This window comes from Salinivibrio sp. PR919, from assembly GCF_001995355.1.
Lineage (GTDB): Bacteria > Pseudomonadota > Gammaproteobacteria > Enterobacterales > Vibrionaceae > Salinivibrio > Salinivibrio proteolyticus.
Genome location: NZ_MUFL01000004.1, coordinates 1 through 14,652 on the forward strand (window position 1 = coordinate 1; position 14,652 = coordinate 14,652).

14 protein-coding genes, 4 tRNA genes and 1 rRNA gene are annotated in these 14,652 nt (G+C 49.7%); 14 read left to right on the plus strand and 5 right to left on the minus strand.

From position 1 onward, the window contains the following. Positions 1-15 precede the first annotated feature (15 nt). Positions 16-131, plus strand: a 5S ribosomal RNA gene (rrf, locus tag BZG83_RS01190). A gap of 519 nt (positions 132-650) precedes the next feature. On the opposite strand, the gene BZG83_RS01195 is transcribed toward rrf, so the two are convergent. From BZG83_RS01195 to BZG83_RS01210, 4 genes are all read right to left on the minus strand, one after another. Beyond that, positions 651-3,236: a family 20 glycosylhydrolase gene (locus BZG83_RS01195; protein ID WP_077479054.1), complete on the minus strand. Its 2,586-nt coding sequence runs from the start codon at positions 3,234-3,236 to the stop codon at positions 651-653. A 200-nt stretch (positions 3,237-3,436) separates the two neighbouring features. Then, complete coding sequence (locus BZG83_RS01200; RefSeq protein WP_077479055.1) at positions 3,437-4,081, minus strand: isochorismatase family protein; 645 nt, start codon at positions 4,079-4,081, stop codon at positions 3,437-3,439. Between the two features lie 12 nt (positions 4,082-4,093). Further along, positions 4,094-5,443, minus strand: coding sequence for a CDP-diacylglycerol--serine O-phosphatidyltransferase (gene pssA / locus BZG83_RS01205; protein WP_077479056.1), 1,350 nt, complete (start codon positions 5,441-5,443; stop codon positions 4,094-4,096). A 113-nt stretch (positions 5,444-5,556) separates the two neighbouring features. After that, positions 5,557-6,036 (minus strand): GNAT family N-acetyltransferase, encoded by a 480-nt coding sequence (locus BZG83_RS01210; protein ID WP_338012755.1) that lies wholly within the window; start codon positions 6,034-6,036, stop codon positions 5,557-5,559. A gap of 27 nt (positions 6,037-6,063) precedes the next feature. Here BZG83_RS01210 and murB point away from each other — a divergent pair, with 27 nt between their 5' ends. Then, positions 6,064-7,098 (plus strand): UDP-N-acetylmuramate dehydrogenase, encoded by a 1,035-nt coding sequence (murB, locus tag BZG83_RS01215; RefSeq protein WP_077479058.1) that lies wholly within the window; start codon positions 6,064-6,066, stop codon positions 7,096-7,098. Then, positions 7,095-8,063, plus strand: coding sequence for a bifunctional biotin--[acetyl-CoA-carboxylase] ligase/biotin operon repressor BirA (gene birA / locus BZG83_RS01220; protein WP_077479059.1), 969 nt, complete (start codon positions 7,095-7,097; stop codon positions 8,061-8,063). The genes murB and birA overlap by 4 nt, the downstream gene beginning before the upstream one ends. A gap of 3 nt (positions 8,064-8,066) precedes the next feature. On the opposite strand, the gene coaA is transcribed toward birA, so the two are convergent. Further along, positions 8,067-9,005 carry a type I pantothenate kinase gene (coaA, locus tag BZG83_RS01225; RefSeq protein ID WP_077479060.1) on the minus strand — a complete coding sequence of 313 codons (939 nt, stop codon included), beginning with the start codon at positions 9,003-9,005 and terminating at the stop codon, positions 8,067-8,069. A 209-nt stretch (positions 9,006-9,214) separates the two neighbouring features. On the opposite strand from coaA, the gene BZG83_RS01230 reads away from it, so the two are divergent. The 11 genes from BZG83_RS01230 to rplL all read left to right on the plus strand — a co-directional run bounded on the left by BZG83_RS01230 (position 9,215) and on the right by rplL (position 14,435). Further along, positions 9,215-9,290: transfer RNA gene (locus BZG83_RS01230), tRNA-Thr, on the plus strand. 6 nt (positions 9,291-9,296) lie between these two features. Then, a tRNA-Tyr gene (locus BZG83_RS01235) sits at positions 9,297-9,381 on the plus strand. Between the two features lie 37 nt (positions 9,382-9,418). Continuing rightward, positions 9,419-9,493, plus strand: a tRNA-Gly gene (locus BZG83_RS01240). A 13-nt stretch (positions 9,494-9,506) separates the two neighbouring features. Beyond that, positions 9,507-9,582 (plus strand) — tRNA-Thr (locus tag BZG83_RS01245). Between the two features lie 104 nt (positions 9,583-9,686). Beyond that, entirely contained in the window at positions 9,687-10,871 is a 1,185-nt protein-coding gene (tuf, locus tag BZG83_RS01250) for an elongation factor Tu (protein WP_069587005.1), read from the plus strand. Between the two features lie 232 nt (positions 10,872-11,103). Beyond that, positions 11,104-11,475, plus strand: coding sequence for a preprotein translocase subunit SecE (secE, locus tag BZG83_RS01255; protein ID WP_069587004.1), 372 nt, complete (start codon positions 11,104-11,106; stop codon positions 11,473-11,475). A gap of 11 nt (positions 11,476-11,486) precedes the next feature. Continuing rightward, entirely contained in the window at positions 11,487-12,032 is a 546-nt protein-coding gene (nusG, locus tag BZG83_RS01260; protein ID WP_069587003.1) for a transcription termination/antitermination protein NusG, read from the plus strand. A gap of 122 nt (positions 12,033-12,154) precedes the next feature. Continuing rightward, positions 12,155-12,583: a 50S ribosomal protein L11 gene (gene rplK, locus BZG83_RS01265; protein WP_069587002.1), complete on the plus strand. Its 429-nt coding sequence runs from the start codon at positions 12,155-12,157 to the stop codon at positions 12,581-12,583. A 4-nt stretch (positions 12,584-12,587) separates the two neighbouring features. Next, positions 12,588-13,292, plus strand: a complete 705-nt coding sequence (gene rplA / locus BZG83_RS01270) for a 50S ribosomal protein L1 (protein ID WP_069587001.1) — start codon at positions 12,588-12,590, stop codon at positions 13,290-13,292. A gap of 228 nt (positions 13,293-13,520) precedes the next feature. Continuing rightward, positions 13,521-14,009 carry a 50S ribosomal protein L10 gene (rplJ, locus tag BZG83_RS01275; RefSeq protein ID WP_069587000.1) on the plus strand — a complete coding sequence of 163 codons (489 nt, stop codon included), beginning with the start codon at positions 13,521-13,523 and terminating at the stop codon, positions 14,007-14,009. A 57-nt stretch (positions 14,010-14,066) separates the two neighbouring features. After that, entirely contained in the window at positions 14,067-14,435 is a 369-nt protein-coding gene (gene rplL, locus BZG83_RS01280) for a 50S ribosomal protein L7/L12 (protein ID WP_069586999.1), read from the plus strand. The last annotated feature ends 217 nt before the right edge of the window (positions 14,436-14,652 follow it).

Below are 14,652 nucleotides of genomic sequence, written 5' to 3' on the forward strand. Positions count from 1 at the left end.
CAAAACAAAATTTTGCTTGGCGACCATAGCGCTTTGGACCCACCTGACTCCATGCCGAACTCAGTAGTGAAACGAAGCAGCGCCGATGGTAGTGTGGGGTCTCCCCATGTGAGAGTAGGACATCGCCAGGCTTTGATTATAAATTGTGACTGTTGCTTGCGATTTTTGATAGCTACGGTGCTCATGTACTGACGTACATTGCGCGTCTCGCTTCAAAACTCCCGTCACACAGACACAATTTAAGCATCAAAGCAGATATGCGTAAGACTTTGATTAGAAAATATTAAGCCCTGACCTCACGGTCGGGGCTTTTTTGTATCTTGAGAGTGCATCAGCCCTGCGCGTCTCGATTCAACATCCTCACCGCATCAAACAAGATAATCTAATTAGAGCTTAATGTTGGGCTTTAGTTAGCAAAAATTTAAGCATCAAAGCGGATATGCGTAAGACTTTGATGAGAAAACATCAAGCCCTGACCTGACGGTCGGGGCTTTTTTGTATTTGGAAGATCAATAAAGCTCTTGCCCTTTATGCCTTGCTTTAGACTGCCTGCTAAGTAGATAGCATTTCATTTTCTACTTACCCAAGATCCAATAAAAAGCCCCGTCTTGTCGACGGGGCTTTGTCTTTTCAGCTATGTAATAGCTCGATTATTGAATTTTACTGACTCGGCTTACGCGCTCACCTGAAATGGTACGTAGCTGTACCGGGGCGCTGACGTGAGGAGCGTTTGCCGCATCATAGGTCTGCCAGCTTGCACCACTATCAGTTGAGTACTCAATGGTGAGTCCAGGGAATGGCGAGTTCGCTTTCAATATACCACTTTCTATCACCCCACCCGGAACGGGTAAGCGGAACCCAACACCCTGTTGCTCTAGTTGTGGGAACCAGTAGTTCGCTAACTGATTGGCAAAGAGGTTGTAATCAATGTTGCGCTTGGTTTGATTCGCCTCTTGTCCGGTTTGAGTGCTTGCTTCCCACTCGGCACGGTGCCAAGCTCGCTCAGCCATGGCGAAGAGGCGAGGGAAGGTCATGGATTCAAATTGGCCATCGGAGCGAATGGTTTCACTCCAAATAGATGCCTGTAAACCGAGCACGTTTTCTGGACGCGTCAGTGTTTTCACGGTGGCAGCGTCTAGTACCTCTTGTTTGGTGATAGGTGCACCATTGCGTTTTGCATCTGCGTTAGCGTAGAGATCATCGGGCATAAAGCTAAACGTCTTACGGGTGTCGGTAAAACGGGGGGCCCAATAATAGCCGCGCTCACTTGGGTCTGGCTCATAGGGGTGGTCAAAATAGAGGTGTGTGGCTTGGTTATAGATAACCCCATAGCCATTGTTGGCGAGATTATAGGCGCGATCGGCAACGCCCCACTCCCAGATATTTTGCCACGCATTGCCATAGACGTGCTCATTGGCAAGTTGTGCGCGTGGATAGACCTTGTTGTTGTGCATGAGGCCATCTTCCCAACCACCGAGATCGAGCTGATGACGTTGGGTAATGTGCGAAATACGTTCGACAAAGTACTGACTCAGATCGTCAACACTGTTCACACCTGCATTGTTGTCTGCAATAAAGGTCTGACAGACGGGTGACTCTTTCCAAGCACCGGCAATTTCATCACCACCAAAGTGGAATGTATCGAGCGGCTGTATGTCTCGATGCGCATCGACGAGCGCCGCAACCACTGTATCGACGAAGCGATAACTGGATTCCATACAAACATTCATCGCATTGTCTGTGAACATTTGCACAGAAAGGTATTGCGTGTCGTCTTCAAAGTCCGTGAGCAAATATTCTTTCGCTTTGGCTTCATCACCTTGTGCCATGTACTTGTGGTAACGCGCTTCCATCGCTTTAATGGCCGCGTGCGCGTGACCTGGCATATCTACTTCTGGAATGACGGTGATATTGAGTGCCTCTGCCTTACGCAGAATCGCTTGATAATCTTCCGTAGTGTAATACCCATTGGATGCTTCGGTGCCGTCAGGCCCTGCGCCTAAGAAGGGCAACACGCAGCGGGTTTCTGACAAGTCATGACAGCGTTTGCTACCGATGTCTGCCAGTTCTGGTAGGGCTGGGATCTCAATACGCCACGCTTCATCATCACTGAGACGTAAATGGAGCTTGTTGAGTTTCAGTGCGGACATTTGGTCGAGTAACTTTAAGATCGCCTCTTTGCTGCGGAAGTTTCGCGCCGCATCTACAGACAGGCCACGGTAAGCAAAGCGCGGTGCATCGGTTAGCGTCACCGCCTTGAGTGTCTCGCCGGTTTTAAGTTGTAGCAGGCTTTGTGCAGCGTACAGGGCACCCGCTTGATCAGGGGCGTCGATGTCAATACGTTGCTGCTCAGGTTGCACATCTAGGCGATAAGCTTCGTGCCACTGGTCGCTTCCATTAAGGGTGACTTTTCCCCACCCCACATGAATAACTTTTTGATTAGTAGGTGCCCAGTCGGTGGCTGAAATGCCAAGCTGATCGGCAAGCCATTGAGCTTGTGCTTGATAGCCGTTGTCGTAGACCACGGTCCACTCGCTATCGAGGGTGATATGGCCATTTTTCTCAATGCGACTGGCAGGTGTGGGAAGCACGTGTCCTTGGGTATCCACCAACGACAAATCGGCATTGCGTACATAGCGCTGTTCGGCCGTGAACGGGTCATAATGGTCGGTGAGTGCACCGCCGTAACGTTTCCACTGTGCGGGAGCGTCAAAGTCACCGACAAAGGTGAGCTCATCATCCGGTTTGGTGGGCACTTGGCCATTTTTGTGGTTACTGGTGCTGGTAATCAATGCGGTATGCGTGCCAGCTTCATCGTCGGAGGCTAAATACCAATTCGGCATAATATCGGATTTAGCGACTTGCCAGTCAGAGGCATTAAAGCCAACCACTAACTGATCACCGGGAGCAAGCGGAACAAAGCTATCTGTGGGTTCGAGTTTGAAGAGATCCCCATTGACGTGTGAGACTTTAAGTTGATCGGTGTCGATCGACTTGATCATGCGAATGTGGCTGAAATAAATCGCCCAGCCCGTTTTAGGCAGTGTCTGAGTACTTTGGTTGGTAAAGGCGACGTTGCCCGTAAAAGAACGCCAGTCATCTTGCGTATTATCAATGACTTGGTATTGCACATCGAGGCCGTTTCCGAGTGCATCAAGCTGCGATGCAGGCATCGCCCAAGCGGTGCTAGATAATGAAGCGCCGATAAGGAGACCCAGTACGGTAGGTTTGAGCATGCTATCCTCCAAACTTATTTTTTATTGTGAAAATAGTTAATGGGACAGTAGGGGATAGCAATCAAGAAGCCTAGCAATCTTGTCGATTAAAGTGCATTTCTGTCTAAGGACTCAAACTTAATGGTCCGTTTAAGCCTGTGTTTGCACTCAAGGCGCGAGGACGATCGCAGCGAGAGAGTACTCTGTCGCTGCGATACAAATTAACGGGGGACTAAACAGCCTAATGCCAACTGACTATCGACTAACTTGATACCTATATCCAGCATCTCGTCACAGGCGGTGGCGACTGTTTGTGGGTGAATACCACGACACGCGGCAAGGTTCACAATCACGTCAAACTGACCGCGCTTTTTCAGCTGGATGGCAGTGGTTTTGACGCAATAATCGGTTGCCAAACCACCGACAATGACGGTTTCTACCTCTTGGCTGTGCAGCCATTCAATCAAGCCGGTGCTGAGCTTCTCTTCAATATCATGAAAGCACGCACCATAGGGATGTAAGTCGGGTTCGACCCCTTTCCAAACCACATAGTCGTATTCGGTGACAGGAGGTAAGTCGTCAATGGTTTCGAACCCTTTGGTGCCGGGAACCGCGTGTTTGACCCAGGTGAGATCCGCGTTTTTATACGAAAGCGGTTGGAGCATATCGGCAGCATCGTCAACCACCCAAACCGCGTTAGCCGGATGGGCGTCCTTGGTGAGGACACGCACATCTGCGAGCGCGGCTTGGGCATTCAATGCCGCTCCTAATTGATTTCCCTCGGGTACCGGTAACTCGTCTGGGCAGTCGGGTGTAAAGGTACGTTGAGGGTCCACATCAATAGCAGCGATTCTGGCGATACGCATGGCCTGCTCCTTTTATAGAATTTGATTGAGCAAGTGATCGGCGCGCACGCGTTTTATCCGCTTTAACAGCCGCTTTACCGGTAACGGATAATCTTCCATCTTATCGATATGTTTGTAGCTACCGACCAAGCGCGTGTGCTCGAGGATCTTATCCACTTCTTGCTGTTTTTGCGCTTCGAGGCGTTGATGCTTATCGTGGATAAGAATGGCGTTTTCTAAATCTAACTTCCACGCGCGTGGGTTGAGATTATTCCCCGTCAGCAACATGTACTGGCGATCGACCCAAATGCCCTTGAGGTGGAAGCTGTTGTCGTCATGCTTCCAAATATGAATGTTCAACTGGCGTTTGGCGATGGCGGCTTCATTGCGGCGCGCAAAGTTACGCAAGTTCACTTCATAAAGATAGGGCAACGCTGAGATAGTCTTAAACGGCGCCTCTGGGGGAGAGTAAAAATCGTTCGCGGTTTTATCACCGACAATAATGCTGACGGTAACGCCTCGGCGCAGCGCGCGACGGATTTCTCGGACCACGCTACGGGGAGGATTAAAGTAGGGGGTACAAATCACCAACTCTTGATGCGCGCTGGCAATCAAATGACAGATATAGCGGTTGAGTTTGTTCTTACGTTTACCCAGCCCGACCATCGGTGTTAATCCAACCTGATGCTCACTAATCGGCTCATCGTCATAGCGATAGCTTGCGCGTTGTAGCTGGCCGCGAAACTCACGAATACTGGGCTTAAGCGCTTTACTATTTGGCCGGTCTGGCGAGGCGAGACAATTAACGGCACTGTCGGCGGTGAGCGTGTTGACGATAAAGTCTGCCATGGTATCGGCGAGCTTTTTATTGGCCAGCACATGATAGCGGTCATAGCGGTATCGGTCGTGCTGCGCGAGATAGACATCATTGAGGCTGGCGCCGCTATAAAGTACTTTGTCATCAAAGACAAAGCCTTTGAGATGCAAGACTCCAAAGACCTCGCGATTTCGCACGGGGACGCCCAAGACTTCAATCTTGTGGGTGTAGCGCTCGGCATAGGCACGATACAGAGCCGCATTGCCGTCCGATTGTTCGGCGCCAATTAGGCCGCGTTGTGCACGGTGCCAATCAACCAGTACTTTGATGTCGAGCTCGGGGTTAGCTTGTTTCGCCTCATACAAAGCGTCGAGTRCGCTACGTCCGGCCTCATCATCTTGTAGATACAGGGCAACCAGATAGATACGTGATTTGGCGTTTTTAATTTCGCTAAGCAGCCGTTCTCTAAAAGAAACTGCGTCTAATAACGTTTCGAGATGTTCTGGCTGGTGCGCAATGGTGGGCAGGCGATCAATTAGCTGCCGATTTGCGTTAGCTGAATCCATTGTTACCTCATGTTGTTCGACGGCCAGAGTCGAGCGGTTTGATGCTAAACCCTGAATTGTACCAGAAATCGTGGCAAGCAACGGATCTCTGATCCTAGGCTTTGCCATTATCATCACGCTTTCCCCTGATACGCCATCGCAACTAAGTCTTTGCCGGCGTGACAATAACTGTCAAATCGGGTAGCGAGATCCTCGGGTAGCGCCTCGCGTTCGACCACATCAAAACCGTGGCGCGCGTAAAGCCCAGTGAGATGGCGAAAGGCAAGGCAGAAACACGGCTTTGCCGCGATCGTCTCTTGGACGTCGGTCAGTAAGCGATCGCTCAACCCCGTCCCTCGTAGCGCTGGGCTAATGAGCATGCCGGTTAATAGTTGATAGGTTGGCCGTTGCTGAAAACGTACAGCGCCACACAAGCCATTTGGCCCATCAATCACCCAAATTACTTCATCTTTTTTGGGTTTGCCCGGTGGGTAGTGAGTTTTATAAAGCCGAGCCACCAATGGAAAACGCAATGGCTCCAGCGGGTGAATACGATAATTATCCATAGTCCAATAGGTGCGCAATACGAGCAGGACAGGTAGTATACCTATCACTGAGTTTCCTGACAGCGTAATGCATTCATGAAGTGGTTATCTGATGTGTCTTTGACACCCCATCATACATTTGGTTTACCGGCACGCGCTCATGCGGTGGTTGAAGCGCATAGCATTGCTGACTTATGCGCCATTTGGCAGCATCCAGACTATGCRAGCTTACCCAAGTTGATCGTTGGGGAAGGCAGTAATCTGCTGTTTTGTGAGGATTACGCRGGTGTGGTGGTGCTAAACCGCTTGTCTGGTCTTGAGGTAGAGGAAACGCCGCACGACTATCTTCTGCATGTGGGCGCCGGCCAGTCTTGGCACCAACTGGTTGCTTGGACGATTGAGCAAGGCATGCCCGGACTGGAAAATCTTGCCCTTATTCCGGGATGTGTGGGCGCGGCCCCGATTCAAAATATTGGCGCTTATGGCGTCGAGTTTTGCGAACGTTGCGACTATGTCGATATCATTAATCCTCGCACTCAAGAAACGCGCCGCTTGACGCGAGAAGCCTGCCAATTTGGGTATCGTGACTCCATTTTTAAAACGGAGGCGATGACGGGGTGGGTGATCACGCAAGTGGGATTTCGATTAGCGAAAGCGTGGCAGCCAGTGCTCAAATATGGAGCGTTAGCCGATCTCAACGGTGAGCAGGTGTCCGCGCAAACTATTTTTGATGCAGTGTGTGCGATTCGCCAAGCTAAGCTTCCCGATCCACGGGAATGCGGTAATGCAGGGAGCTTCTTTAAAAACCCAGTGGTGGATGCACAGCATGCACAAACCTTGCAAACTCGTTATCCCGATATGCCCATGTACCCGGCTGGTGAGGGCAAAGCGAAGCTTGCAGCTGGCTGGTTAATTGACCAATGTGGCTTAAAAGGAGCGAGACAAGGCGGTGCGCGTGTCCATCCTAAGCAAGCATTAGTGCTGACTAACATTGATCATGCCACTAGCCAAGACGTCGTCCAACTCGCAAAACGCGTGGTCGATGACGTACAGGCGCGGTTTGGTGTCACCTTACACCATGAGGTGCGCTTTATGGGCGCACAGGGTGAAACCACCTTGGAGGCGCAATGAGCCGTACACATAGCGCAAGGTTAGCCCTTATCGGCCGTTTATCCGACGGTGAATTCCACTCAGGCGAAATGCTAGGAGACGCGTTGGGCATGAGCCGGGCGGCTATCAGCAAACACATTAAAGTGTTGCAGTCATGGGGGCTAGATATTTACCGTGTGCAAGGTAAAGGCTATTGCTTATCGCAACCGATTGAGTTGCTCGATGAAGCTTGGCTAAGTGATCACACTGATGTGCCTGCCTTATCCGTTATCCCAGTCATTGACTCTACCAACCAGTATTTGATGGAACGTGTTGGACAACTAACGTCAGGTAGTGTGTGTTTGGCTGAGTATCAACAGCAAGGACGCGGTCGGCGAGGGCGTGTGTGGCAATCACCGTTCGGGAGCAATCTGTATCTATCGATGTATTGGCGCCTGGATGCGGGACCAGCGGCTGCGATGGGGTTGAGCCTTGTGGTGGGTGTGGCGATGACTAAGGCGTTGCATGAACTGGGCGCGCCCGGTGTGAAAGTAAAATGGCCGAACGATCTCTATTATCAAGATAAAAAGCTTGCGGGCATCTTAGTGGAAATGACGGGGCAAACCGGTGATGCGGCACATCTTGTGATTGGGATGGGGCTGAATATTGGTATGGGACCGCACGTCAGCGAGCATATTGATCAGCCGTGGGCGCGATTGGCCGATGCGTGTCAGCCGATGCCATCACGTAACGTGCTTGCCAGTGTATTGATAAGCCGTTTACAAGAAGCTTTGCTCGATTATGAAAAAACCGGCTTAGCGGGGATCATGGATGATTGGCAGCAATTAGATAATTTCAAAGAGCGTCCCGTGAAACTCTTGATGGGGGATCGCGAAGTTCGCGGCATTGAGCGTGGGATTGATGAGCATGGTGCGTTGTTACTGGACGTGGATGGCGTCATCACACCCTATTTAGGGGGAGAAATTTCACTAAGGCGTGATGACTAACCGTTATTTACGTACGCGTATGCGCTGGACTGAATGATTAGCGCCTTTCTCTAAGATCAAGCTGGCTCTCTCTCGGGTAGGAAGAATGTTTTCCATTAAGTTCCGCCCGTTGATTTCATCCCAAATACTCGCGGCGGTATCTTTGGCCTCGGCAACCGATAGACGCGTGTAGTGATGAAAATACGCATCCGGGTCTAAAAAGGCGCCGCGACGGAATTTCATAAATCGCTCGATATACCAGTGTTTGAGCAATGCCGGTTCGGCGTCAACATAAATAGAGAAGTCGAGAAAATCTGAAATAAACACATGATGAGGATCATGTGGGTAATCCATCCCACTCTGTAGAACATTCAATCCCTCTAGGATCAAAATATCGGGCTTTTCGACTTTCTGCACTTCACCAGTGATGTCATACACCAAATGTGAGTATATCGGCGCTTCCACACAGGCTTTACCGGATTTTACATCTGCCACAAACTCCACCAATTTGCGCATGTTAYATGATTGAGGAAAGCCTTTGCGTTTCATCAATCCACGCGCTTCCAACTCCGCGTTGGAATACAAAAAACCGTCGGTAGTCACTAAGGCTACCTTGGGGTGATCGGGCCAGCGAGTCAGTAGGGTTTTTAATAAACGTGCAGTGGTACTTTTACCGACCGCGACACTGCCTGCAATCCCAATAATGTAGGGGACATGATTGGAGGCAGGCTGGGTCAAAAACTCGTCGAGCACCTCAGTGCGACTCTTGCGCGACTTGATATACAGGTTGAGTAGTCGTGACAGAGGCAAGTAAACATCTCTCACCTCATCCATTGAGAGGTGCTCGTTTAGCCCTCGCAGGCGTTCAATGTCGTCTTCGGTGAGCGTCATGGGCACTGCATCCCTCAGTTCAGCCCATTGTTGACGGTCGAACGACAAATAAGGCGTTAGCGTTGCGTTCATGGTCCGTTTGCCTTAAGCCAATAAAGAGGTGGACGATACCGCAATCTGCGTATCAGGAAAAGTAGTGGTCCGCGTTGTTGTTATTTAGGATTGGCTATTTTAGCAACAATTAAGCCCTAAATTGTGCAACAGGCGAAAAAATCACCTGTTTTTTTGATTTTTCCTATTGCAAGGCCCCATTTCATCGCATAGAATGCGCAGCACTTGTCGCCGGCTTAGCTCAGTTGGTAGAGCAACTGACTTGTAATCAGTAGGTCGCCAGTTCGATTCCGGCAGCCGGCACCAAAATTAGGTGGGATTCYCGAGCGGTCAAAGGGATCAGACTGTAAATCTGACGGCTCAGCCTTCGAAGGTTCGAATCCTTCTCCCACCACCATTTTCAAATTGTTTGAATAGCTCTACGAGAAACGATTGCGGGCATCGTATAATGGCTATTACCTCAGCCTTCCAAGCTGATGATGCGGGTTCGATTCCCGCTGCCCGCTCCACTCTTTTTAGAGTGCTGATATAGCTCAGTCGGTAGAGCGCACCCTTGGTAAGGGTGAGGTCGGCAGTTCAAATCTGCCTATCAGCACCATCCTCTCCAAGGTAACTTCAAGCCGTTTGATATATACTCAACAAACCTAATTGTTGGTTGTGTGGTCGTAATGCCACCGAAATACCGTGCTTAGAGGGACTGTCATGTCTAAAGAAAAATTTGAACGTACGAAACCGCACGTTAACGTTGGTACTATCGGCCACGTTGACCAYGGTAAAACTACTCTGACTGCCGCTATCTGTACTGTACTTGCAAAAGTACACGGTGGTGCAGCGCGTGACTTCGCATCAATCGATAACGCACCAGAAGAGCGTGAGCGTGGTATCACCATCGCGACTTCGCACGTAGAATACGATACGCCAACTCGCCACTACGCGCACGTTGACTGCCCAGGGCACGCCGACTACGTGAAAAACATGATCACCGGTGCAGCGCAAATGGACGGTGGTATCCTAGTAGTAGCAGCGACTGATGGCCCAATGCCACAGACTCGTGAGCACATCCTGCTAGGCCGTCAGGTAGGCATCCCATACATCATCGTATTCATGAACAAATGTGACATGGTTGATGATGAAGARCTACTTGARCTAGTTGAAATGGAAGTACGTGAGCTGCTTTCAGAGTATGACTTCCCAGGTGACGACTGCCCAGTAATCCAAGGTTCAGCRCTAGGYGCTCTGAACGGTGAAGAGCAGTGGGAACAGAAGATTGTTGAGCTAGCGGAAGCACTGGATTCTTACATCCCAGAGCCAGAGCGTGCAATCGACAAGCCGTTCATCCTRCCAATCGAAGACGTATTCTCAATCCAAGGCCGTGGTACYGTAGTAACTGGTCGTGTTGAGCAAGGCATCATCACCGTTGGTGACGAAGTAGAAATCGTGGGCATGAAAGACACCACCAAGACCACTTGTACTGGTGTTGAAATGTTCCGTAAGCTTCTAGACGAAGGCCGTGCAGGTGAGAACGTTGGTGTTCTTCTGCGTGGTACTAAGCGTGACGAAGTTGAGCGTGGTCAAGTACTGGCGAAGCCTGGTTCAATCACCCCGCACACTAAGTTCGAGTCAGAAGTATACGTACTGTCTAAAGACGAAGGCGGCCGTCATACTCCGTTCTTCAAAGGCTACCGTCCACAGTTCTACTTCCGTACAACTGACGTGACCGGTACTATCGAACTGCCAGAAGGCGTTGAGATGGTAATGCCTGGTGACAACATCAAGATGGTTGTTACCCTGATCGCGCCAATCGCGATGGACGAAGGTCTACGTTTCGCTATCCGTGAAGGTGGCCGTACCGTAGGCGCTGGTGTTGTTGCCAACATCGTTGAATAATGATTTGACGAAACACYAGTAAAAAGGGCATCATTTGATGCCCTTTTTCTGCGTTTGACACTTATATTGTTGCTATTTTGCCCAGTATTAGTGAACAAATGCAGCGTGTTGGTGCTCGTATTGATACCCTTAGGTGTGATAAATACGAGCACCGCGTGTCATTGCCAAGGCATTATGGTGTTTTGGCTGCAAAGACATTGCCGTCTATGTAGACTTGTTACAGGTAGAATGTATGAAAGCGAACGCTGAGACCCAATCCGGTTCGATGGACATCCTTAAATGGGGTGTTGTTTTTGTCCTGTTGGCCGCAGCCGTGGTAGGGAATAGCCTGTACAGTGACGTGTCTGTGGTAGTGCGAGCTGCTGCTGTAGTGGTGTTAGTTGCCGCTGCTGGTGGTATTGCTGCACTCACGATGAAAGGAAAAGCTGCGATCACGTTTGCACGCGAATCGCGTATGGAAGTGCGTAAAGTTGTATGGCCTACGCGTCAAGAGACCTTACAAACCACTCTCATCGTTCTGGCTGTTACTGTCGTTATGGCGCTCATCCTGTGGGGCGTTGACGGGATTATGGTCCGTCTAGTCCGCCTAATCACTGGCGTGTGAGGTAAAAGTACATGAGCGAAGCTCCCAAAAAACGTTGGTATGTGGTTCAGGCTTTCTCTGGTTTTGAAAGCCGTGTTGCGCAGTCATTGCGTGAACATATCAAAATGCACGAAATGGAAGATCACTTTGGTGAAGTCTTGGTGCCAACCGAAGAAGTGGTTGAAATGCGTCAAGGCCAGCGCCGTAAAAGTGAGCGCAAATTCTTCCCAGGCTACGTGCTAGTACAAATGGTGATGAACGATGAATCTTGGCACTTGGTACGCAGTGTTCCTCGTGTAATGGGCTTCATCGGTGGCACCTCAGATCGTCCTGCGCCGATTTCAGACAAAGAAGCCGATGCGATTCTCAACCGTCTTGAAAAAGCGAGTGAGTCACCCGTACACAAAACCGTCTTTGAGGCTGGTGAAGTGGTTCGCGTGACGGAAGGACCCTTTGCAGACTTTAACGGTGTGGTTGAAGAAGTGGACTATGACAAGAACCGCCTGAAGGTGTCTGTGTCTATCTTTGGCCGTGCAACCCCAGTTGAGCTTGAGTTTGGCCAGGTAGAAAAAACCTGATCAAAAAAGCATCATCAACGGTTGGCAAGGGCGCGAAATTTGACTATAATTTCGCGCCCTTTTGTTAAACGGGGAGTCTATCGTCAGGTAGACGTTAGTACCCAAAATTAGGTAATTGAATAATGGCAAAGAAAGTAGAAGCTTACATCAAGCTGCAAGTTGCAGCGGGTGCAGCTAACCCATCGCCACCGGTTGGTCCTGCTCTAGGTCAACACGGTGTGAACATCATGGAATTCTGTAAAGCGTTTAACGCGAAGACCGAATCTATCGAGAAAGGTCTGCCGATTCCTGTTGTTATCACTGTATACAACGATCGTTCTTTCACTTTCGTTACTAAGACTCCGCCAGCGGCAGTTCTTCTTAAGAAAGCAGCAGGCGTTAAGTCTGGTTCAGGTCGTCCAAACACTGAAAAAGTGGGTACCGTCACTGACGCTCAGATCCAAGAGATCGCAGAAACCAAAGCGGCAGACATGACCGGTGCGGACATCGAAGCGATGAAACGCTCTATTGCGGGTACTGCCCGTTCAATGGGCCTGAACGTAGAGGGTTAAGACAATGGCTAAAATGACTAAGCGCATGCGCGTAATCCGCGAAAAAGTTGATGTGACCAAAGAGTACGACATCAACGAAGCCGTTGCTCTACTGAAGGAACTGGCGACTGCTAAATTTGTTGAAAGCGTTGACGTTGCTGTCAACCTTGGCATTGATGCACGTAAATCAGACCAGAACGTTCGTGGCGCAACTGTACTGCCACACGGTACTGGCCGTGATATCCGTGTTGCTGTGTTCACACAAGGTGCGAACGCTGAAGCTGCGAAAGAAGCGGGTGCCGACATCGTTGGTATGGAAGACCTGGCTGAGCAAGTGAAGAAAGGCGAAATGAACTTTGACGTCGTTGTCGCTTCACCAGACGCGATGCGCGTTGTTGGCCAACTGGGTACTATCCTAGGTCCTCGCGGCCTGATGCCAAACCCGAAAGTGGGTACTGTAACGCCTAACGTTGCTGAAGCGGTTAAGAACGCGAAAGCAGGTCAGGTTCGTTACCGTAACGACAAGAACGGCATCGTTCACACCACCATCGGTAAAGTAGACTTTGACGCGAACAGCCTGAAAGAAAACCTGGAAGCGCTGTTGGTTGCTCTGAAGAAGGCGAAGCCAACTTCAGCAAAAGGTACTTTCATTAAGAAAGTTAGCCTGTCTACCACCATGGGCGCAGGTGTTGCTCTGGACCAGAACACTCTGGAAACCAGCGCAAGCTAATTGCCAGAAGCGAGTGAGTAGTTTATACTCTCTCGCTTCACAATTTTATGGCTGAGTCTGTTTAACAGACTTCGTCCAAGACCGTAGGCGTTCATTACGAACTTAATATTTCCTACGTAGACGGTGCCAGAACATGATAGATTTCTCGTCTTTCTTGGATCTGCACCGTACAAGCTCTCTCTGCAAAGCTGTAGAGAGTGGTGTTAAACAATCCAGGAGCAAATCCAAATGGCTTTAAACCTTCAAGACAAAAAAGCAATTGTTGCTGAAGTCAACGAAGCTGCCAGTGGTGCCCTGTCTGCAGTAGTTGCTGATTCTCGCGGTGTAACCGTGGATGCGATGACTTCTCTACGTAAACAAGCGCGTGAAGCGGGCGTTTTCATGAAAGTTGTTCGTAATACACTGGCTCGCCGTGCAGTTGAAGGCACTGACTACGAGTGTCTAAAAGACACTTTCGTTGGTCCAACTCTGATTGCGTTTTCTAACGAGCACCCTGGTGCCGCTGCGCGTCTTTTCAAAGACTTCGCAAAAGAGAACAAAGAGTTTGAGATCAAGTCTGCTGCATTCGAAGGTGCGATCACTGACCCAGAGGTATTGGCAACACTGCCAACGTACGACGAAGCAATTGCACGCCTGATGATGGGTCTGAAAGAAGCATCTGCAGGCAAGCTGGTTCGTACTATTGCCGCTGTTCGCGACCAAAAAGAAGCGGCGTAATTGCCCTTTTACATTGGTTGCTTAATCTAATTATTGTTGACTTTAAAGAGAATTGTTATGTCTATCACTAACGAGCAAATCCTAGACGCAATTGCAGACATGTCTGTAATGCAAGTTGTTGAGCTAATCGAAGCAATGGAAGAAAAATTCGGCGTATCAGCTGCAGCAGCAGTTGTTGCTGGTGGTGCTGCTGAAGGCGGTGCTGCTGAAGAGCAAACCGAATTTGACGTAATCCTGAAAGAAGCTGGTGCTAACAAAGTAGCAGTTATCAAAGCGGTTCGTGGCGCAACTGGTCTAGGCCTGAAAGAAGCGAAAGCTCTGGTTGACGGCGCTCCTGCACCTCTGAAAGAAGGTGTTGAGAAAGAAGAAGCTGAAGCGCTTAAAGCTCAGCTAGAAGAAGCTGGTGCTTCTGTTGAAGTTAAGTAATTTATACTTAATTTCTTAGCCTGAAAGGGCATTGGCTGGTGGCTAAATAGCCACCGGCCTTTTTGCGCTGTAGGGCGGTAGTGAAATTTCCACCCCGTTTTATCACTGCTGACCATGCAAAAAAAATCAAAGCAAGCGCTTTGATTTTCCTACACTAAACGGTGGTTGTTTAGTCACTGTCCCTTGTACTGGACAGTTTGGGTCACTTATCAGCGAG

What these genes read in the sequence shown, in the direction of transcription:
- BZG83_RS01195 (WP_077479054.1), bottom strand. Translation starts at nt 3,236, where the DNA reads ATGCTCAAACCTACCGTACTGGGTCTCCTTATCGGCGCTTCATTATCT.
- rplL (WP_069586999.1), top strand. Translation starts at nt 14,067, where the DNA reads ATGTCTATCACTAACGAGCAAATCCTAGACGCAATTGCAGACATGTCT.
- BZG83_RS01200 (WP_077479055.1), bottom strand. Translation starts at nt 4,081, where the DNA reads ATGCGTATCGCCAGAATCGCTGCTATTGATGTGGACCCTCAACGTACC.
- rplA (WP_069587001.1), top strand. Translation starts at nt 12,588, where the DNA reads ATGGCTAAAATGACTAAGCGCATGCGCGTAATCCGCGAAAAAGTTGAT.
- rplK (WP_069587002.1), top strand. Translation starts at nt 12,155, where the DNA reads ATGGCAAAGAAAGTAGAAGCTTACATCAAGCTGCAAGTTGCAGCGGGT.
- secE (WP_069587004.1), top strand. Translation starts at nt 11,104, where the DNA reads ATGAAAGCGAACGCTGAGACCCAATCCGGTTCGATGGACATCCTTAAA.
- rplJ (WP_069587000.1), top strand. Translation starts at nt 13,521, where the DNA reads ATGGCTTTAAACCTTCAAGACAAAAAAGCAATTGTTGCTGAAGTCAAC.
- birA (WP_077479059.1), top strand. Translation starts at nt 7,095, where the DNA reads ATGAGCCGTACACATAGCGCAAGGTTAGCCCTTATCGGCCGTTTATCC.
- nusG (WP_069587003.1), top strand. Translation starts at nt 11,487, where the DNA reads ATGAGCGAAGCTCCCAAAAAACGTTGGTATGTGGTTCAGGCTTTCTCT.